Here is a 19281-nt window from a genome sequence, read left to right as displayed (position 1 = left end):
AGTAAGTCCGGACACCGATTACGGTGTTTATGCCGCTTTTTACTCCATGGCTATTGGCGACAGTTAGCTGTTGTAGCTGTGGAGCCTGGTGCGGTTGCCTGGGTATTTAATTTGGGTTTCTACACAGCCCTTGGTTTAACGAATCCTCTTTCACTTCGAGGTAAAATCATGACGGATTTGCTTGCACAAAAAGATGTTGAAAATCACCTCCACCCTTATACGGATGCTCGACTTCATGAAGCGGATGGCCCCCTCATCATCGAGCGTGGAGAAGGAGTTCATGTATATGACAACCAAAATAAGCGATACATCGAGGCGATGTCAGGGCTATGGAGTGTAGCGCTTGGTTTCAGCAACCAACGGCTGATAGAGGCTGCCGAAAAGCAACTACGTACACTACCGTTCTATCACGTGTTTTCCAGTAAGGCACACCGTCCCAGCATTGAGCTCGCCGAAAAATTGGTGGAGATGGCTCCGGTGCCGATGAGCAAAGTGTTTTTCACCAACTCCGGCTCTGAGGCAAACGACACGGTAGTTAAGCTTTTGTGGTACCGGAACAATGCTCTGGGCAACCCCGCCAAGAAAAAGTTCATCAGTCGGCAGAACGCATATCACGGTACCACTACCATAAGTGCGAGCCTCACTGGGCTGCCGGCAAATCAGCGCGGTTTTGACGTTCCCCTGCCGGGCTTCCTGCATGTCAGCTGCCCGCACTTTTACCGATATGGTCGAGCGGGTGAAACAGAAGAGCAGTTCGCCGATCGCCTCGCCCGAGAACTGGATGATCTGATCATCAAGGAAGGCCCTGAGACGGTCGCAGCGTTTTATGGCGAACCGCTGATGGGCGCAGGGGGGGTGATCGTTCCGCCGAAAACTTACTGGGAAAAGATCCAGAAGGTGTGCCGCAAGCATGACGTCTTGATTGTCGCGGACGAGGTCATCTGCGGTTTCGGTCGAACCGGCAATATGTTCGGTTGCGAAACTTTTGATATCAAACCAGACGTCATGGTTGTATCCAAACAGCTGTCGTCCTCCTATCAGCCCATTGCAGCCATATTGATTAACGATGCCGTTTACCAAGGTATTGCCGACCAGAGCCAGTCGATTGGCACCTTAGGTCATGGCTTCACTGGTAGCGGGCACCCGGTAGCTACTGCAGTCGCCCTAGAGAATCTTAAAATTATCGAAGAGGAGGGCCTGGTTCAGCATGCTGCTGAAATGGGGATTATCCTTCGCAAAGGGCTTCAGCAGTTTGCTGATCATTCAATGGTTGGGGAGGTTCGTGGTGTGGGGTTGATTGCTGCCGTTGAGTTGGTAGCCGACCGGCACACAAAAGAGCCTTTTGAGGCTGTTGGCAGACTCGGGCGGTATCTGTCCTCTCAGGCCCAGGAGCGCGGAATGATCAACCGAGTCATGGGAGATGCATTGGCATTCTGTCCTCCGTTGATCTCAACGGAGAAGGATATAAATGAAATCCTTGGAGTTTTTGCGGCTTCTTTGGATGCGACACAGCACTGGTACCTCAAACACGCTGCACAGTAGTTAACGCCGCTCACTACAGGCAGAGCCGGAATGTGGAGTCCTCCGGCCTGCCGCTTCGTGCTCGCTTTAGGACTCGTCTCGAATTGGTCCTACGCAATTGATACCGTCGGCCGGACGACTGCTCTTCCGAGTGGCTGTAGGTAGAGCTCGCTAGCATGGCTTGGAGTCATCTTTTTTTGCTCTTGATACACCCTGAAAACAAGTCCAGAATCAAGTCTTTTCCGCCCCGGCAAGAAAAGAAACCCCTTAGATTTCAACGAGTCGGACGCCAGATAAGAGTCTCGTTTCCCGCTCCAGGATTCAGAAAAAAGCCACTCAGATGAGTGGCTTTTTTTTATGCCTGAGATTTGTAGGATGAAACGTGGGCCCTCGGGTTTTTGATCAATCGTTCTCGCCATCAACGATATTCATCTGTTTAGCAAGTCTGCAGGCCTTTGTGGGTGGCGATCTCGGTTGGTCCTCGGTTGATCCATGCTGGAGTGATTACCCATTCGCAGAGGACGGCCACGGCGAGGAGTGGGACAAGTCGCAACGTCCTGCGCTGTAGAAGACGCGCTGCAAAACCTTCCGTAACAATAGTGAGGGTTGGGCCGGTTTCAGTGCTACAGTCTCGCCCTTCCAGGGTGAGGGTACATCATGCGGCTCATGCTAACGGTTTTTACCATGGCGCTGCTGACAGGGTGCGCGACTGTCAACGAAAGCTCCAGCTACGGGCACATGTGTGGCCTCCATCCTTACTGCGGCGTTACTGTCGATCTCGAGATTATCAAAGGCCACGACAATGCTGGGGCCATGAGTGCCCTGACTCCGTTTGCAGTCATTGACCTGCCGTTCAGTTTCGTCGCCGATACGCTGATCCTGCCGTACACGATTTTTCATATGAAGAGTGCCGACGAGTAGCGCTGGCTGATCGCGATCGTCAGGACGATCACCCTGGCGGTGTGTTCAAGGCTGTGCATTGCGATCGAGCGCTCAATGACGGACCAGGGAATGATCGCTTGGTTTGCGGCGGGGTCGTTAGCGGTTCATTGATGAAGAGTCTTTTGCTGAGCAGCGATTGCCTCTACACCTGGTGCGGAAACGCTCGTTTCTTTAAGCGGTACTTCACCCACGGAAAGTGCCCGCTCGATCAGCAACTCGCAGCCCTTATCTTGCAATAAGGCTTGTAACCGCTGGAATTCGCCGCACCAGATGGTTTCAACGTCGCGATCCCGCGTCTTGTCGCGATCGCTGCTGAGAGCGACCGCGCGAACTTGCAGGCGGCCATTGTCGGCTTTGCCACCCACTTCAACGCCATAACCGGGCGTCGCGGCTTTGCGCAGCACGACCTTGCCGGTTTCTGCCCAGGCGGTTGCCATGCCTTCGCGTACCTCGTAGCCGAGGCTGGCCAAGCCGCCGAGCACGGCTTCGCGGCGGGCAAGGGCGGCTTGAGTCTGCAAGTGGGTTGCGATATGCGTTTTACACTGCTCGATCAGCCCAGCCATTACCGAGAATTCGCTATCGGTCGTGCAGGCGCCAATCTGACTCAGTAAGGTTGCGTGTTCGGTGCCCATGCAGGTTTCGATTTCGCTGGCCAGGTCCTGCAGCTGTTCGAGGCACTCACGCTGGCGTTGGAAGTTTCGAGTGGACGTGCCGAGGTCGAGTACCAAGCTGTCGAGCAACAGATTGCGCCGTTTGGCGTCGACTTCCGTTTCAGCTCTTTCCAGTGCTAGAAGGAACGGTGCGGCACGCTCTGCGCCTTGCAGCAGTTGCAGTTCCACGATGTGGCGGTCGATGCGCAGCAGACGTATGTCTCGCGTGGCTTCCGGTTCCCGTGCCGTTATCCAATCGCGCAGGGAAAGCTCGGGTTCGGCAACCTTGAGCTGCTGCGCCAGGGCGCGTTGGGTATCGCTCAGCACCGGCTTCTCGGTGGCCTTGGTCAAGTGGGTGAAACCTTCGGCCAGCAGACGTTCGGCATCTTCCCGATTGGCACCGCTCGCCAATTGTGAGAGGGACTGCAGCAAGGTTTGATCGGCGCTTTGGGGATTGGCGTGCAAGGCGTCAAGCAATGTCGCGGCGTTTTCCTGGACGCGGCGGTCGCGTTGGCGTCGCTCGGCGGCACGAATGATCGCGCGTTCTTCGCGGTCCTCCAGATCTCGGCGCAGGTGCTCAATCTCCACGGGCACGGCCTTCTGCAATTCGGCCAATCGATCTTCTGCCAGCAGAGCGCGCAGGCGAGCGTGTCGCGCCGTGGCGGCGATGCGCTCCTGCTCACTGAGTTCGCCAAGCCTTGTGGCTTGTGTCTGCCAACGCTCCACGGCGCGCTCCAGGCGTTGCAGGTGGCCTTCACAGATGGCGATGATTTCTTCGCGAGTGACAATGCGAACGACCTTGGGACCACTCATGGGCAGATTTCCGTATCAACTGGAACAGGATTGGGTTGCAGTGGCTGCTCGACCTTCATGGCGTGTTCGATTGCTTCACGCAGCCGTGATCGCTCGCTGTCGCCGTTGTGATACCAGGCTTGCGATGACACGCGATGGATATGCGGGATGGCGCGATGCAGCACGGACGGGCGCCAGATCTCCCGGGCGCGGGCGCGTTCGAGCAGAGTGTGGCAAGGCGCATCGCACTCGATGCCAATGGCGTACAGACCCGTATCTGGATGCTCGATGGCGAAGTCGAGGCCGAAAGCATCGCCTTCACTGGCGGGAGCGGCTTGCCATCCCAGAGATTGAATGAATTCGCCGACCAGCCTGACAAAACCATCACGTTGCTGACCTTGTTCGCGGTGCACGCTGCTGCGGTCGGTCTGCAGGCGCTCCAGCAACTTGCCGCTGCTGCTGAACTCGCCAGAGGAGAGGGCGCGGGCATATTCCAGGTAGCCTTGCAGATAGTCACGCGGGCTGGCGGGGGCACGGTGCGTGTTGAGCATGTCGGAGATATCGGCGATCGGCATCGATGTGATCATCACCACCTTGTGTCGCGCACGGGTCACCGCCACGTTCAGGCGCCGTTCGCCACCGGTCTGCCCGAGCACGCCGAAGCTACGGCGGAAGGTACCTTGGCTGTTGCGGCCGAAGGTGGAGGAGAAGACGATGATGTCGCGTTCATCGCCCTGCACGTTTTCCACGTTCTTGACGAACACCGACATGTCCTCGCCGTCTTCGCTGCGCTCGCGTTCTTGGGCGTAGGCTGTGCGGAACAGCTCATCCTGCTCGGCACGCTGCTCCAGATGCTCCTCGATGAGGTCGGCCTGCTTGCGGTTGAAGGTGACGACACCCACCGAGGGGCGCTGGTCGTAAGGTTTTTGCCACAACTCGTTGAGGTACTCGACGACCCGCTCGGCTTCTTGGGCATTGCTCTGGTTCTGGTACAGCCCACCGACCTGGATCAGTTCCAGCGGTTTGATCCGTTGGATGCTTGCCTGTGGATGACGGACCGGAACGTTCAGGCGATTGCCATAGAACGAGGCGTTGGAAAAGCCGATCAGTTCACGGTAGGCCGAACGGTAGTGAATCTGCAAAGTGGTGCTGGGCAGGGCGTTGCGCGCCAGTTGCAGCAGGTCAGGGCAGTCCTTGATCTCACGTCGGTTCCAGGTGTCTTCGAACGCTTCGCGCTGTTCCTCATCCGCGTCCTCGTCAGGCTCGTCGCCGTCGAACACTTCGGCTTCGTCGCTTTCGATGCGACTGGAAAAGAATGCCGTCGGCGGCATTTGCTTCTCATCACCACTGACAACAGTGACTTGGCCGCGGAATAAGGTCGGCAGGGCGAACTCGACCGGCATCTGCGAGGCTTCGTCGTAGATGACCGTATCGAACAGGCTGGCCTTGAGTGGTAGTACACGACTGGCGACGTCCGGGTTCATCAGCCATACCGGACGCAGGCTCATCAAGCCGAGATTACTGCCCAGTTCAATGAATTCGCGCAGACGCCGCGAGCGTTTGCCCGTTAGGCGGGTGACATCCTCCCATTGCTTGCGATTGCCCAGGCGGTCGAGGTTGATGCCTTTGGCCAGCAGCTCACGATTGAGCAGTCGCATCTGTGCGTCGGCTTGCGCGAGGCTGGCGACTTTGGCGCGGGCTTCGTCCTGGCTGAACAGCAGTTCAGGATTGGCTTGCTCGACGCGATGTTTCCAACCCAGTCGGGCTTCGCGGTTGAGCAGGCGTCGCACTTCGGCTTCCAGTTGCTCGGGTGCAATGTTGTCCAACTGTTCCTGGCGTTGGCGCAGCAGGGCGAGCAACTCGAGGTCGGCTGTCGTCAACTGACCGGCGCGCCCGCGGAATGTCTGGTAGGCGGCCAGGAAGGGCAGCGCCTCATGCAGGCGATCAAGACTCAGTTGATTGCTCAGGTTGTGTTCGACGGCATGCTGCAGTTGTCGCACCAGCTCATCACCCAGCCAGTCGCCGAGTATCTTGAGTTGTTCGAGGCTGGAATGGCGAACGCCATGGCGTATCAGCGACGCGTCCAGATCGCTGAGCAGCGCCTCGAGGTGCTGTTTGTCGCCGGCGAGGGCGGCTTCATCCGCCTGTCGGGCACGAGGCGATTGCGCCAGGGCCAGCGCCAGTGCCTGGATTTCCAGCAGGTGGCGAATGTCGCTCTTCACGAGGCTGGACAATTCCAGGCAGGCTTGCCTGTTCACCGTTTCCAGCTCTAACGCCTGATGCAGGGTACTCAGCTCGGCGCGCAAAGGTCGCCACTGGCTTTCCAGGCGAATGGCTGTCTGCAGCGTGGGCAGCGCTTCAACAACAAGACTTTCCCCTTGCTCTTGAAGAAAGTTGCGCAGTCGCTTGCGCCGCAGCAGATGCAGCGGGTTGATGTTCGCCAACCAGGACCGGGCGGCGATGACCTTGGTACAGTCCTGATCCAGATGCCTGAGGGCTTTGTTTTCGAGCAGACAGAGTGCCGGAGACAAGGCGGGGACGTAGTGGTCCTGATCCAGTTGGCCGAGTTGCTGATCCAGTTGCTGCAGTTCGGCGAGAATCGACTCGCCCCGTGGGAGTTGGCCCTCTTCGCGGCTGCGGAATAGCGGCAGCCAGCGCGCAAGACGCAGACGTTGCTCTTGCTTCAGACCGAGGAGGGTCGCGACATGGGTCGTCATCCAGTCGCGGTATGGCGCGGGGTCGTCGATTTCGAAGCTGGCGGGGTGTGCCTGCAACGTAGCCTGACGGTTGTTTTCGGCCTGAATGAAACTGTGCAGATTGTCGGTGAAGGCCTGCAAGGTCGCTCGGTCGGCGGCAAATGACTGTAGTTGGGCCAGTGGGCTGCCTTCGTAGCGTGCGGGCAACCACAGGCGTACCAGCGGCGCGCAGCTTTCTTCCAGGCGGGTCAGGCTGGCGAGGTCCAGGGATGCCAGGCGTTGGCGCAAGGCCGGAAACTCGAGTGGCGCTGCGCCGGACTCCAGTTCGATCAATTCACCAAGCAGCCTGCGATAGCTGAGGCCGGTATTGTCATCAACGCGATGCAGGCTCTGGTGGAAGCGGTCGAGCTCGCCCTCCAGGGCTTCGATGCGAGCTGCGATCTGTTCGCGCTGGCGTTGCCAGCCCTGCGCCTGGCTGCCGTCCGTGAACAGGCTTTCCAACTGCTCACGAATGCTGCGGATGACGGGCTCGCGGTCACGGTTGACGTCATTGAGCATGACAATGCGTTGACCGAGGCCTTCGGCGACCAGACGTTTGTATACCACTTCCAGCGCTGCATGCTTCTGACAGACGATAAGCAAGCTGCGCTGGCGGCCGATAGCATCGGCGACCATGTTGACGATGGTCTGGCTCTTGCCGGTTCCGGGCGGCCCCTCGACCAGCAGTCCCGGGCTCTGCCGGGCCTGGATCACGGCGGCTTCCTGTGAAGGATCACTGGCCACGGTGAAGTAGCGTTGCAGCTCGCCTGGCGGCGCCTCGCGTTCGGATTCGTCGGCGGCCTTGAGGCGCAACGCCGTTTCCAGGCCGGTGCCGGCAGGCGAAAGGGTTTTCAGTTGGCGCAGATCTTCACCGATGGCTTGTCCCATGAAGGTCACGTGAAACAGCACCGCCGCGCAGTCCAGTTCATCCTGGTAGGGCGCGATTTCCACGTTGCTGGCGGGTAGATTGCCAAGGGCACGCGAGCGAATGGTGGCAAGCATTCCGAAGGCGTCCATGACATCCGCCGCGCGAATGGAAGAACGACCCAGCAGCTCATCGGCGGTCTTGCGCCAGCGCTTGCAGGTTTCGGCACCGAGTACGCTTTCCAGTGCGGGGTTGAGCCGCACTTCCTCACGTTCACTGTCGAACGCCAAGGCGGCGTGCCCACGCGAACCCAACTCCAGCAGCAGCTTCACTGGCCACAGCAGCAGCGGGATGATTCGCGTGCGCGTGGTGCCGCGAGGGTCACGGTTGAGCAGGAAAGGGAAGCCCAGGTACAGACCATCGATGCCGGTGTCGCGCTTGTAGAGCGCGCTTTGCCGGTACAGGGTATGCAAGCGTGATTCCAGTTGGCCGTTGAGCTGAAAACTTTCGGGATCGAGATTCACGGCCCGGGCATTACGTTGTAACAGATGATCGAGCAGCGCCGCGGCCGGACTGCGCTCGCTGTTGAGTTCGTTGAGATCGACCCGTGCGGTGGTCTTGCCGATGCTCATGCGTACCAGCGGCCCGCGCATCACGGCGGTCACAACCTTCTTCTCGAAGAAATCGAGGATCTGTGAAACGTACTGCTGTTTCTGTGGTTCCAGCCATTGACTGGACGGGATAGCCAGCAGCACCAGTGTCTGAGCCAACGGCATACGTCGTTCTAGACGGAACTGTTCGGCCCACTCGTCCACCGCCGGCACGCCACAACGGGCGAAGCCTTGGATGTGTTCATCGACGCTACGGTAGAGCTCAAGTCGAGAGTGCAACAGCAGTTGGGTTGCCGCTTCAGCGTCGAACCAGCCGACATCGGCGTTCCTGGCCAGCTCGGCGGCGCTCTCTACGATCGAGGGCGCTGAACGAAACTGGCCGATCGCGGCGCTGAGCAGCACAATCAGATCTTCTTCGGCGATCACCCGGCGTTCCGACAGTGAGGCCAACCCCGGATGATCGGTGTCGGGGAACAGGCGTTGGCGTTCCTGCCACTGCGTGGCCAGCTTGGCGCGTGAGGTCGATAGCAGGAATATCCGCAGTTGCTCTTCGACCAACTCGATGTGTTGGTGCAGAGCACGCTGACGTACGTTTTCGGCGCGGGTTTTGAGACGCGATAGCCAGTTGTCGGTCTGCAATTGCTCAAGCAGGTCCGGGACCGACCCACTGATCAAGCGATAGCCTTCCAGCGGATGCTCCAGCAGCCATCCTGGCGTGACGATGTCGCCATGATGGATCAACGGGATTTCCGGGTTGAGGATTCTCAACGCCAGCATGAGACGGAAGTCGTCCTCGATCCCTTCGTGCTGGACGACCTGTCGTAAGCCGGCGACCAGGGAAGGGGCGAGACCGACTTGCTCGGCCCATGTCACGATCACACCGCGCAGCAAGTGATCCAGGGCCTGTTGCCAGTTATCCGCCTGGGCCGCCGCCAGGGCGAATACGCCGGGCTTGTGGAAGCGACGCTCTCCCAGCCGTAGGGTGGCGCCTTCACCTTCGTCCGTTTGCTGGACGGAGGAGGCCGGCGCCTCGACCGCAATGCCACTGAGCCAGTCCCGGACCTGTTGCCATTGCCAGCGCTGATGACGGTCGCGTGCCAGCAGACCCCGCAGCAGCAGGTTCAGACGCGGGTCGAGGTCGTCGGGGATCGGCACGCCATTGGCCAGCACGTGAATAAGAAAAGCGTTGGCATTGGTGCCGTCGAAGCAGGCGCCCTGGGTCAGTTGTTCGAGCAGAATCATGCCCAGGCTCCACCAGTCCGAGGCGGCCGCAACGCCACCTGCGATAGCTTCTGGCGCCATGTAGCGACTGGTTTCCAGAGGCGAGACGATGTCCAGGTCGAACTCGGACAGGCGTGCCGAACCGAAACCGCTGATGACCAGGTCCAGGGGGGCGCGGGAACGTACCAGCAGGCTGGTTGGGCGCAGGTCCCGATGGCGTAGGCCTGCTTCGTTGAAAGCATGCAGCGCCTGCCCCAGTTCCTTGACGACATGGTGCACGCTGTCGCTGTCGCGGATCACGCTGCCGAGTTCTGCCAGGGTTCCGCCGGTCAGTTCTTCAATGACCTCGTAGGCACGGTCATCCCAGCGGCCGGTGGCGATGATTTCAGGCACATGCTCGCGGGGCAGTCGGCGAATCACATCGTAGATCGCCGGGTCCGGTTCGGCACCGGGTCGATATAAGGTCAGGACTGCTCGTTGCGCGGTTTCATTGTGCTCGGCGACGTATCGCTCACGCACGCCGTCGGTACTGCTGATCTGGCGGATCAGGCGCCAGCCATCGATCAGGGTCTGGGTGATGCCTTCCGGTTCGCTGGTGTCCGGCAGCGCGCCGGAGGGCGTTGCTTGCGCAAGTGAGCTGCCACATTCAAGGCACATCAGGTCGCCATCGGCCATTGGATGACCATTTTCGCAGAGCAAGACCGGGGTCTGTTCCTGGGCGGGGCTGACCGGTGGGAGGGGTTCTTCGGTAACGACGGCTTGCGGCCGCCAACCGGCGGCACGAATGGGTTCGCCGGCGAGGTCCCAGCCGCAGGGTTGTTCCTGAATGAGCCCTTCGCAGAATATCTCCTGGAGAGCGCGCTCGGTTTTGCAGTTGGGGCAGAAACGTATCATGGGGGCTCCACTCAGCGGCGTCGCGACGCGTGTGCGCTGGTCTGTAAATGATGGCCTTGTTCATGCAGCAGATCGCGTAAGCGCAATAAGTCGCCAGGTCGTGGGATGCCGGCCATCCAGACACTGCCGCTTTCGTCAAACATCAGGTCAAGCGCCTTGTCGGCGGGTTCCAGCAGGCGTTCATAGCGGCCCAGGCGTGCCTGCCCCAGGGGCGTAAGCAGGCTCAGGCGTTGATTGTCACTGCCGCGCAAGGCCATGGTTTGGCTGAGTGCTTCGATATAGGGGTCGCTGATCAAGGCGTCTATCAGGCCATTGGCTTGAAACAACGGCTCATCGAGTTGCTCCAGGGAGTAGCCGCTGTAGACCAGGATGTCGAGATCGCTGCGTTGACGCAGGCTTTCGAGCAGCGACCGCAGGGCGTCGAACTGGTCGAACGGCTCTCCGCCGGAAATCGTGATCCCGTCTGCCTCGTGCAGCCAGGGGGTGATCTGTTCTAGCAATTGCTCTAGCGACAAGCGCCGGTGTCCTGGCCCCCAAGTATCGGCAGAGATGCAGCCAGGACAGCGGATGCTGCAGCCCTGGAACCAGATACCAAGGCGCCGTCCCGGGCCGAGGGTGGTGACCGGAAAGTGTACGCGCGACAGACTGAGGTCCATGTTCAGCGACGTTCCATCTTCAGCCCAGCGATGTCCAACTCGGTGATGGTGAAGTGCTCGCCTGGTTGAGCATCCTGATCAAACAGCGCCCGCGACAGGGGATTGAGCAGGCGTGCCTCCAATTGGTTGCGGATGCCTCGGCCACCGTTGGACAGATCCTGCAGACAGAGGCCGTGCAGTGCCTGGCGTGCCTGGGGGGCTAATTCGATAAACAGGTTCTGTCCCTGCAGATCGCTAAAAGTGGCGTTGACCATCTGTTCAAAGATCTGCACTGCAACGTCTTCACGAATGAAGTCGAAGACAATGATGTTCTCGCCGATTCGATTGAGGATTTCCGGTCGGTTGAGCACCAGCTTGAAATACCGGTCGATCTCGCTATGCACCTTGTCCTGGACCTGCTCGAAGGCTTCGCCCGGCAGGACGTTCGCGACGCGTTCGCCATTGTCGCCCTGGCGATAGATCCCGAGGTTGGAGGTGAACACAATCAGCGCCTCCGAAAAGTACACACGGTCACCACGGCCTGAAGTCAGCACGCCATCGTCGAGAATCTGCAGGAATTTATCGAGGATCCGCGGATGGGCTTTTTCGATTTCATCGAATAACACCACGCTGAACGGCTTCTCGCGGATGGCATTGGTCAGCTCACCGCCGACGTCATAGCCGACGTAGCCGGGCGGTGCGCCGATCAGGCGTTGGTCGGCATGCTCGGCGCTGAATTCGGACATGTCGAAGCGGATGTATGCACTTTCGTCGCCGAACAGCAGGCTGGTGATGGTTTTGGCGAGTTCAGTCTTGCCTACGCCGGTCGGCCCCGCGAGAAAGGCTACCCCCCGTGGACGATTGCCCTTGCGACTGGCGCCGACGCCCGTCATCGCCCGTTTGACGATATCGAGCATGTGCGTCACTGCATGCTCCTGGCCTTTGACCCGCTGGTGGACGAGGGCATCCGCCTGCCGGATGCGCTGACGGTCGATCTTCAGCCACGGATCCTCGGTGACGCCGATCTTGTAGCGGCGCACTGCGTCGGCAATCTGCGGCATGGGTACACCCTCGACGCGCGCCAGTTGAGCAATGGCACTGAGATCGAGCAGCAGCAAGCCTTCGGTATTCTGTACGAAGGCATCCACAGCTTGATGCATGATCTCTTCGCTGGCGCCCTGGCTGCCACTGAGCCCCTTGAGCAGCGCCGGTGCCAGTGCGCGACGGGCCAGTTGATCGGGCTTGGATACGGGAATGTGGCGCAAGCGCGGGTTGTCGACCAGCAGCCAGTCGGGTAGATCACCTTCTTTTTCCACCAGCCACAGCAAGGTATTGAAGAAAGGTTTGCGCAGTTCTGTGGCTGGACGGCTGCGAGCCTGATGGGATTGCACCAGGGCCTGGGTAAAGAGATGATGTTCAGCCGCGCTGAGGGCGTCGTTGCGGACCGCCAGGCGCGAGGCGAAATCGATGATCAATGCGACCGGTTCACCAGCACGACTCACCAGCCGTGACAGGGTGGCGCCCAGCAGGTCGATACCTGCCGGTGCGACGCCGTTCACCGGGGTCAGGCCAAGTTCCTGAAGCACCGTCAGGCCGGCCTCTGGGTCGGAACCAGGTTTGCCGACAGCCCGGAAACCGGATACCGGATCCCAGGCAATGACTTGGGCGTAGCCAGCATCGAGCAGGGCATTACAAAGGGTTTGGTTGAAGCTCTGGGCGGTCACCGTACCGGGCGCCACCTCACTGGCCTGTAGGTCCCGGATGTTGCCTGACAGGACGAATTGGCTCTTCAGAGGCAAGAAGCGCAGAAGATCTCGCAGCCAACGTGGGCTTTCAAATATCGCAATCCCTGACATGTTTCAGCTCGTAACGTTGGGTCGGTATGGGCAGGGTATTGCTCAATGCGCCCATTTGCCAGTGCGCTGCTACGGAAAGTTGTGTTGAGAGAGCGCTTCTTAGGGGGCGCTCGTTTCTTTTATCCTGCGGCACGTAGGCCGCGGATAATCTGCAGCCTTGAGGCATCCGCTACGCTGATCGGAGCTGAGCTTCGATCGCTCCCTTATCGATGACCGACCAGACCTCGCGGATCCTGCCGTCCTCGAACGCGTAGAAGACGTTTTCGGCGAACGAGATGCGTGTCCCATTCACCGCCAGGCCCAGGAATTCCCCAACCGGTGCGCAATTGAAGGCCAGGCGAGCTGCCAACTTAGGTGGGTCGATCACCAGGAATGCAATCGCAAAGCGCAAGTCGGGGATAGCCCGATAATCTGCTTCCAGCATGCTTCGATAGCCGTGCAACCCTAATGGTTTTGCGTTGTGAACCACATCCGGGTGCACAAAATGGCCCAGGTTTTCCCAGTCCTGTGCATTCAGGCAGGCGATGTAGTCGCTATAAAGATCGGCAAGGTTCGGGCTCATGGGGCTGATTCTCCTCTTCATGTCTGTTCTTGCCTTTGCGATCCTAGGTCCGATTGTGATGTCTCATCAAGGCAGTGAGCAGAGTAGAAAGTCAGCGGTGTAGGTGACAGTGGTCATCGCGTTGCTGAACGACCATGGCGGAGCGTCCGGCGGACACGGGGACGCCGACGCGATGGCGCCAGGCAATGCTGACTTTCAATAGGGTTGAACGGCGGCCGGCGAACTTCCGGTCGCGGGCCAGTGAAGGTTTTACAGCGTGATACTGGCGGCTGGGTAGAACAGAATATTGAGTACGAAGAGGATCATCCAGAAACCGATTTCGAGCGTTTCGGTAATAGGCTGGATCTGTTTGATTGCGCCGTAGACATGCACGAAGAACATCAGCGTGAAGACCACGAAAAGAATATCGAAGGCATAACTGAAACTGGTGCCGGTGGTGGCTGAACGCAACATCGCTACTTCAACGACAAGGATGAATGCACCGAGGCAACGGCCGAAATAGATAGCCAGATGTTCGTGTTCGGGGACGGTCCAGCGCATAAGCCGGGCCCATTGGAGCGGGGCGAAAAAGATGGGCAAGGCAAAGAAGAGGGTGGTCACCACCATCAGGGTTGTGATGTATTCCTTGCTGTATTGCGCATAGTAACCAAGCATTTAAGAACTCCTTGTCTCATCCGCACGCCTAGGCGCCCGGCAGTAATTATTATTGTGAGCGGCGTGAAGTGTTGCGAGGGCTGACCAGAAGCGTCAATTGTCCAAAAGCGCCTGCTACCAAAAGCGCGGAGGGGAGTAGTACCACTTACACACGCCGTTTCGACCGATGGCCGTGGTATCTGGGCGGAACTCACTGCGGCGAGGGCGACTGGCGTTTGCGCGGCGCGAAACGGGTAGTGTTGAGGTTGAGCACAACTGTGGGTTAGAGGCGAAATCGCCCACGGAAGCCAGGGGATCGCTTCCCAAACAAAAAAGAGCATTTCGGCACGCTTATCGAGCATTTCGGCACAGTAGCCACGCTTTGTTCAACCTAGACTCGAGCTTCACTCTAAGACTCAGATGGAGCCGCGATGAACATCAGATCAGTCCTGCCTGCACTTACCATGGCTGTAGCATTCAGTGGATATGCCGCCGACTTCTCACTGACCAGCCAGGATATTGCTGACAAACGTCCGCTGACCAAGCGCGAAGTGTTCCAAGGCTTCGGTTGCGAAGGTGGCAACACTTCTCCCGAGCTTTCCTGGGCAAACGCTCCCGCAGGTACTAAAAGCTATGCGATCACGGTCTATGATCCCGATGCACCGACCGGTAGCGGTTGGTGGCATTGGACGGTGGTTAACCTGCCGACTTCCACCAATAGCTTGCCGAGAGGAGTGGGAGCGAACCTGCCTGCCGGTGCAGTACAAGGGCGAACCGATTTTGGCCAGCCGGGATTTGGCGGGGCTTGCCCACCTGTAGGGGATAAACCCCATCGATATCAATTCACCGTATGGGCGTTGAAAGTAGATAAGCTACCACTCGACAGTGAGGCCAGCGGTGCCTTGGTAGGGTACATGCTCAATGCCAACGCCCTTGCCAAAGCGACCATTACTTCAACTTACGGACGTTAAGAACGATGCGCCCTTGTGACGGCATACAGCACCGGGAAAACATTATCGATGCGTGTGTCATACGGGCGCGACAGCCATTGACCTTGCCAAGGGTGCCGGTGTTCGTGACCACCTTGTGTCGAGTGCGGCAAGGGGAAAAGCTGTTGCAATGGGATGATCGGGAGATGCGTGCCGGGCCGCAACATCTGATCCTGATGCCGGCCGGACGCGAGCTGGGTATCTCGAACTTCCCCGGACTTCACGGTCACTACATCGCCGATGCGGTGACCTTTCCCATCTCGGCATTGCGTAACTTCAGCGCCCGATATAGCCAGCAGATCATGAGCCGTCAGGGTGTACTGAAGACCGATCTATGCGTCCCTCTGGACAGGCACACCACACAGGCATGGGATCAATTGTTGGCCTCTATCCATGCGAACTCCCCGGACGCATTACGCGCGCTCTACGGGGAAGCGGTTCTTCTGAGTCTGTGCCTTGGTGGCCAGATCGGACCTCTGCTGATGGGGCGCAACGATCCCGTTCGTGAACGTGTGCAGCAGATCGTAATGGGCAGCCCGGAGAAAGACTGGACGGTTGCGACCATTGCACAACGCCTGAATCTGGGTGAGTCGACGTTGCGTCGCCAGCTGGCGAATGAGGGGGACAGTTTCCGGAACATTCTGGAGGGCGTTCGACTGGCCACGGCGTTGCAAGGGTTGCAAACAACTTCTCGCCCTATCGGGGAAATTGCCGCGGCCAGTGGTTACGCCTCGGCCTCACGTTTTGCGGTGCGCTTTCGCTCACACTATGGGCTGTCGCCACGTGAATTGCGGGCAGCGATTTAAGCCTGAAACGTTGCGCTACGATTTGGGCATTCCTTTGCAGGCACCCGCCAGAGGCCGATGCAATTGCACAGCCGGTATTGATCAGGCCTGGATCATCAACTACCCGAACTGGATTTGAAAACACCACTAAGGACAAAGGCATAGCGTTCCGGTCGGATGTAAAACGTCGTGCGGTCGCAGCAGCGGCCGTCGGCGAAATAGGACGTGCGCTCCATGACCAGCAGCGCTGCGCCGCGTTTGATCTGCAGCGCGTCGGCCAGCTTTTTGTCGGCCTCCTGCGCACGGATTGCCAGGTCGGCGCGAATGACCGGCAGGCCGATGATGGATTCGAGAATGGAGTAAATCGGCTGATGTTCGACTTCGGCCCAGGCCACCTCGGCCAGCTCGGCAGGTAAATGGCTGCGGCCCAGGGCGATGGGTTCGCCATCGACAGAGTGCAGCCGTTCCAGTAGCAGGCAATCCCCGGCGTCTTCAAATAATTCCCGCAATGCTTCTGGAACGGCCTGCAAGGCATGGCTGATCACCTGCATGGTGGGCTGAAGTCCTTGCAGCAACAACGCCTCATGGAAGCTGCGCAACGCGTCCAGGCCGTGGCGCACCTGCTTGGCCGCGACGAACGTACCCTTGCCTTGTTTGCGCTCCACCACGCCGTCGTCGCTGAGCTTGCCGACCGCCAGGCGAACCGTGACGCGACTTACCCCGAACCGCTCGCCCAACTGCGCCTCGGACGGCAGCTTGCCGCTGGGTTCATAGTCGCCGCGTTGAATTTCCTCCAGCAACCGGTGGGCGATCTGTTCGTAGAGCGAGGTGGTGCTGTCGCGAAGAATGGACGTAGACACGGTCAGCTTCCAGGGCTTTGAGTGGGGCAGGGCCGTCACTTCTAAGGTTATAAAAATAGGTTATTGGGCGTACTTGTATTAATACGTATTATGTCGGGCATTGCCATTGTAAACGACCCGACGATACTTGCCATGCTCAGAACCTTACCGCGCCGACAGCTGCAAGCCGATGCCCTGACCGTCGCTGATATCAGCTTCAGTTACCCCAATGGGCATCGGGTGTTTTCCTCGTTCAGCCTGAATGCCAGACCCGGTGAATTCGTCGCGATCCTCGGGCCATCCGGCTGCGGGAAAACCACGTTGCTGAACTTGTTGTCGGGGTTCGTGCAACCGCAAAGCGGGCATATCACCATCAACCAGACCGCGGTGCGGCCAGAGCGTTCGGAGTTGGGGTATGTGTTCCAGGCGCCGCAATTGTTTCCCTGGTTGAGTGCCCTGGAAAATGCCCGTTTTGGCTTGCGGATGAGTGCCCGGACCAGCGAAGCGCAGCAGCGCCAAAAGGCGCTGCAATACCTGCGCCTGGTCGGTCTGGAAAAAGCGGCGCATCAGCTGCCGCATCAGCTGTCCGGCGGTATGCAACAGCGCGTCTCCCTGGCCAGGACCCTGGCGCTCGAACCCAGCGTGCTGCTGATGGACGAACCCTTCGCCGCGCTGGACGCCATCAGTCGTAACAGCATGAACGAAGAGACATTGCGTATCTGGGCCGAGCTCGGCCAGACGGTGTTGTTCATTACCCACGATATCGACGAAGCGGTGTTCCTGGCAGACCGGGTCATCGTGTTGAACATCGCCCCTGGCGGTATTCACAGCGAACTGGAGATTCGCCTGCCGCGTCCGCGTTCCAACCTGCAAACCCGCCGCTTGCCGGCCTTCCTCGATTACCGCAATGAGCTGATGGAACGCATTTCCCAGGTCATGGACGCGCCCCCGGGTACGGCTTTTCCCACCCCCCGACTTGAGATGACAGCATGACCAAACGTTCGCTGCTTGCCTTTTCCTTGTCTGTTGCCATGCTGGCAGGCAGTGCTTTTGCCGTGGCTGGCGAGGATAAACCCTTGCGTATCGGCTACGTCTTTGCCATGGCCAACGCGCCGGCGTTGATCGCCGACAAGCAGGGGTTCTACCGCGAGGAAGGCCTGGACGTCGACCTCAAGGCGTTGGGCGATGGCCCAGTGATCCAGCAGGCCTTGGCTTCCGGGGAGCTGGATGTGGCCTACGTCGGGACGCCGCCGGTGTACCAGTGGTTTTCCCGAGGCTTGCAAAGCCGGATCCTGGCAAAGGTCAACTACGGGCAGGCCGCCGTGATTGTCGATAGCAAGAGCCTGATCACCGGCCTGGACGCGCTCAAGGGCAAGAAGCTGGCCGGGGTCAAGAAGGGCAGTGGCATGGATGTGCTGCTGCGGGGTTATGTGCTCAAGGAGAAAGCCGGCCTCAATCCTGACAAGGACCTGGACATCATCGACATGCCGCCCGGCAATATGAACGCTGCCCTGGAGCGCGGCATCGTCGACGCGGCGTTTTCCTGGGAGCCTTTTGTCAGCCAGTCAGTGCTGCGCGGCTCGAGCCGGATCCTGCTGGATGTCAACCAGGCGCTGCCACAGTATCCCTGGTACGTGGTGATCGCCCTGCCGAAAACCTTGCAGGAGCGACCCGATGACGTGGTCAAGCTGTTGCGCGCCCATCGCAAGGCCATCGCCTTTCTCAACGAGCATCCCGCCGAATCGAACCGGCTCATTGCCGAGGCATTCAAGCTCGAAGCGGTGCAAGGCCTGGATGGCAAGACCATTGCCCCAGAGGCCATTGTTGCCCAGGCACGTACGCGGCTGGGCTGGTCGGCGGATTTGCAGGCTTCGGATATCCAGTTCATCCAGCGCCTGATGGATTACTCCCACGACCTGGGTTTTATCGATGCCACGCTCAAGACCGAACAGATCGTGGACACCACTTACCTGGAAAAAGCCGCGTACTGAGTCCGTCATGTCCCTGCCAAAACCGAATTGGGGATGGGCTTCGCTGCCGGTCCTGTTGTTGATCTGGGTGGTCCTGGCCAGCCGCTTTCCCACCTACATCCTGCCGCAGCCCTGGGATGTGGCCCGCGAGGCCGTTCGCTGGCTAGGTGACGGTTCGCTGTGGCAACACCTGCGGGCCAGCGTCCTGGAAGAGCTGGGTGGTTTCTGCGCGGCGGTCGTCGTCGCAGTCGTGCTGGGTACGGCGGGTGGACTGTCGTCGCGTTTTCGCGATTTCAGTTCGCCGCTCAACAGCCTGTTCATGGCCATCCCGCCGATCGCCTGGGCGCCGCTGATCATGATTATTTTCGGCCTGGGTTATGTCTCCATCGTCCTGGTGATTTTCATCGCGGCGATGTTCCCCATGGCGGTGACTATCCAGGAAGGCGTGCAAAGCATCCGTGGTGGAGAAGTCCGCGCGGCACGTACCTTGGGCGCCAACGCCTGGCAACTGCTGGCCCACGTCTACCTGCCGGCCTCGTTGCCCTTCGTGACCGCCGCGTTGCGCATCGGCTTCAGCCAGGGCTGGCGGGCGTTGGTCGCGGCGGAAATGATCGGCGCCTCCCAGGGTATCGGCTGGATGGTGTCCACCGGTGGGCAGATTGGCAACAGCAGCCAGGTGCTGCTGGGCATCGTCGTGATCGGCCTGATTGCCTGGCTGATGGAGAGTTTTGTGTTCCGGCGCATCGAGCGTCATTACCAGAAATGGCGAGTGCAATAAGCA

14 protein-coding genes are annotated in these 19281 nt (G+C 59.3%); 7 read left to right on the top strand and 7 right to left on the bottom strand.

The annotated features are described in order from the left end of the window. Nucleotides 1-168: 168 nt before the first annotated feature. Nucleotides 169-1542 (top strand): aspartate aminotransferase family protein, encoded by a 1374-nt coding sequence (locus V3H56_RS16605; protein WP_042727875.1) that lies wholly within the window; start codon nt 169-171, stop codon nt 1540-1542. A 663-nt stretch (nt 1543-2205) separates the two neighbouring features. Continuing rightward, nucleotides 2206-2442, top strand: coding sequence for a YceK/YidQ family lipoprotein (locus V3H56_RS16600; protein WP_234407908.1), 237 nt, complete (start codon nt 2206-2208; stop codon nt 2440-2442). A 125-nt stretch (nt 2443-2567) separates the two neighbouring features. On the opposite strand, the gene V3H56_RS16595 is transcribed toward V3H56_RS16600, so the two are convergent. The 6 genes from V3H56_RS16595 to V3H56_RS16570 all read right to left on the bottom strand — a co-directional run bounded on the left by V3H56_RS16595 (nt 2568) and on the right by V3H56_RS16570 (nt 13938). Next, nucleotides 2568-3926 carry a hypothetical protein gene (locus V3H56_RS16595; RefSeq protein WP_042727873.1) on the bottom strand — a complete coding sequence of 453 codons (1359 nt, stop codon included), beginning with the start codon at nt 3924-3926 and terminating at the stop codon, nt 2568-2570. Beyond that, complete coding sequence (locus V3H56_RS16590) at nt 3923-10231, bottom strand: AAA domain-containing protein (protein WP_338473633.1); 6309 nt, start codon at nt 10229-10231, stop codon at nt 3923-3925. The genes V3H56_RS16595 and V3H56_RS16590 overlap by 4 nt, the downstream gene beginning before the upstream one ends. A gap of 11 nt (nt 10232-10242) precedes the next feature. Beyond that, nucleotides 10243-10887 (bottom strand): 4Fe-4S single cluster domain-containing protein, encoded by a 645-nt coding sequence (locus V3H56_RS16585; RefSeq protein ID WP_047738980.1) that lies wholly within the window; start codon nt 10885-10887, stop codon nt 10243-10245. A 2-nt stretch (nt 10888-10889) separates the two neighbouring features. Beyond that, nucleotides 10890-12722, bottom strand: coding sequence for an AAA family ATPase (locus V3H56_RS16580; RefSeq protein WP_042731467.1), 1833 nt, complete (start codon nt 12720-12722; stop codon nt 10890-10892). A gap of 169 nt (nt 12723-12891) precedes the next feature. Next, nucleotides 12892-13284: an ester cyclase gene (locus tag V3H56_RS16575; protein ID WP_042731470.1), complete on the bottom strand. Its 393-nt coding sequence runs from the start codon at nt 13282-13284 to the stop codon at nt 12892-12894. Between the two features lie 249 nt (nt 13285-13533). Then, complete coding sequence (locus V3H56_RS16570) at nt 13534-13938, bottom strand: hypothetical protein (protein ID WP_042731466.1); 405 nt, start codon at nt 13936-13938, stop codon at nt 13534-13536. Nucleotides 13939-14348: 410 nt separating this feature from the next. On the opposite strand from V3H56_RS16570, the gene V3H56_RS16565 reads away from it, so the two are divergent. Both V3H56_RS16565 and V3H56_RS16560 read left to right on the top strand, forming a co-directional pair. Continuing rightward, entirely contained in the window at nt 14349-14888 is a 540-nt protein-coding gene (locus V3H56_RS16565) for a kinase inhibitor (RefSeq protein WP_080922128.1), read from the top strand. Between the two features lie 5 nt (nt 14889-14893). Continuing rightward, a complete protein-coding gene (locus tag V3H56_RS16560; protein WP_042731465.1) occupies nt 14894-15712 on the top strand; it encodes a helix-turn-helix domain-containing protein in 819 nt (272 codons plus the stop codon). A 95-nt stretch (nt 15713-15807) separates the two neighbouring features. Here V3H56_RS16560 and V3H56_RS16555 read toward each other — a convergent pair whose 3' ends face one another. Continuing rightward, on the bottom strand, nt 15808-16551 hold the full coding sequence (locus V3H56_RS16555; protein ID WP_047738979.1) for a GntR family transcriptional regulator: 744 nt from the start codon (nt 16549-16551) through the stop codon (nt 15808-15810). A gap of 132 nt (nt 16552-16683) precedes the next feature. Between V3H56_RS16555 and V3H56_RS16550 the strand changes: the two genes are divergently transcribed. From V3H56_RS16550 to V3H56_RS16540, 3 genes are read left to right on the top strand one after another with little or no spacing between them, the layout of a single operon-like run. Then, nucleotides 16684-17523, top strand: a complete 840-nt coding sequence (locus V3H56_RS16550; protein WP_042731463.1) for an ABC transporter ATP-binding protein — start codon at nt 16684-16686, stop codon at nt 17521-17523. Next, nucleotides 17520-18521 (top strand): ABC transporter substrate-binding protein, encoded by a 1002-nt coding sequence (locus V3H56_RS16545; RefSeq protein ID WP_338473632.1) that lies wholly within the window; start codon nt 17520-17522, stop codon nt 18519-18521. Before V3H56_RS16550 ends, V3H56_RS16545 begins: the two co-directional genes overlap by 4 nt. Before the next feature lie 7 nt (nt 18522-18528). After that, nucleotides 18529-19278, top strand: a complete 750-nt coding sequence (locus tag V3H56_RS16540) for an ABC transporter permease (protein WP_338473631.1) — start codon at nt 18529-18531, stop codon at nt 19276-19278. The last annotated feature ends 3 nt before the right edge of the window (nt 19279-19281 follow it).

Origin of the sequence: Pseudomonas sp. MS646 (assembly GCF_036693845.1) — a bacterium.
Taxonomy (GTDB): Bacteria; Pseudomonadota; Gammaproteobacteria; order Pseudomonadales; family Pseudomonadaceae; genus Aquipseudomonas; species Aquipseudomonas chlororaphis_E.
Note: the sequence above shows the minus strand (reverse complement) of the source record. Positions and strands in the feature narration are given on the sequence as shown.

Excerpts from the sequence above, each read along its gene's own strand:
- V3H56_RS16605 (WP_042727875.1), top strand. The coding sequence starts at position 169 with ATGACGGATTTGCTTGCACAAAAAGATGTTGAAAATCACCTCCACCCT.
- V3H56_RS16600 (WP_234407908.1), top strand. The coding sequence starts at position 2,206 with ATGGCGCTGCTGACAGGGTGCGCGACTGTCAACGAAAGCTCCAGCTAC.
- V3H56_RS16595 (WP_042727873.1), bottom strand. The coding sequence starts at position 3,926 with ATGAGTGGTCCCAAGGTCGTTCGCATTGTCACTCGCGAAGAAATCATC.
- V3H56_RS16590 (WP_338473633.1), bottom strand. The coding sequence starts at position 10,231 with ATGATACGTTTCTGCCCCAACTGCAAAACCGAGCGCGCTCTCCAGGAG.
- V3H56_RS16585 (WP_047738980.1), bottom strand. The coding sequence starts at position 10,887 with ATGGACCTCAGTCTGTCGCGCGTACACTTTCCGGTCACCACCCTCGGC.
- V3H56_RS16580 (WP_042731467.1), bottom strand. The coding sequence starts at position 12,722 with ATGTCAGGGATTGCGATATTTGAAAGCCCACGTTGGCTGCGAGATCTT.
- V3H56_RS16575 (WP_042731470.1), bottom strand. The coding sequence starts at position 13,284 with ATGAGCCCGAACCTTGCCGATCTTTATAGCGACTACATCGCCTGCCTG.
- V3H56_RS16570 (WP_042731466.1), bottom strand. The coding sequence starts at position 13,938 with ATGCTTGGTTACTATGCGCAATACAGCAAGGAATACATCACAACCCTG.
- V3H56_RS16565 (WP_080922128.1), top strand. The coding sequence starts at position 14,349 with ATGAACATCAGATCAGTCCTGCCTGCACTTACCATGGCTGTAGCATTC.
- V3H56_RS16560 (WP_042731465.1), top strand. The coding sequence starts at position 14,894 with ATGCGCCCTTGTGACGGCATACAGCACCGGGAAAACATTATCGATGCG.
- V3H56_RS16550 (WP_042731463.1), top strand. The coding sequence starts at position 16,684 with ATGCTCAGAACCTTACCGCGCCGACAGCTGCAAGCCGATGCCCTGACC.
- V3H56_RS16545 (WP_338473632.1), top strand. The coding sequence starts at position 17,520 with ATGACCAAACGTTCGCTGCTTGCCTTTTCCTTGTCTGTTGCCATGCTG.
- V3H56_RS16540 (WP_338473631.1), top strand. The coding sequence starts at position 18,529 with ATGTCCCTGCCAAAACCGAATTGGGGATGGGCTTCGCTGCCGGTCCTG.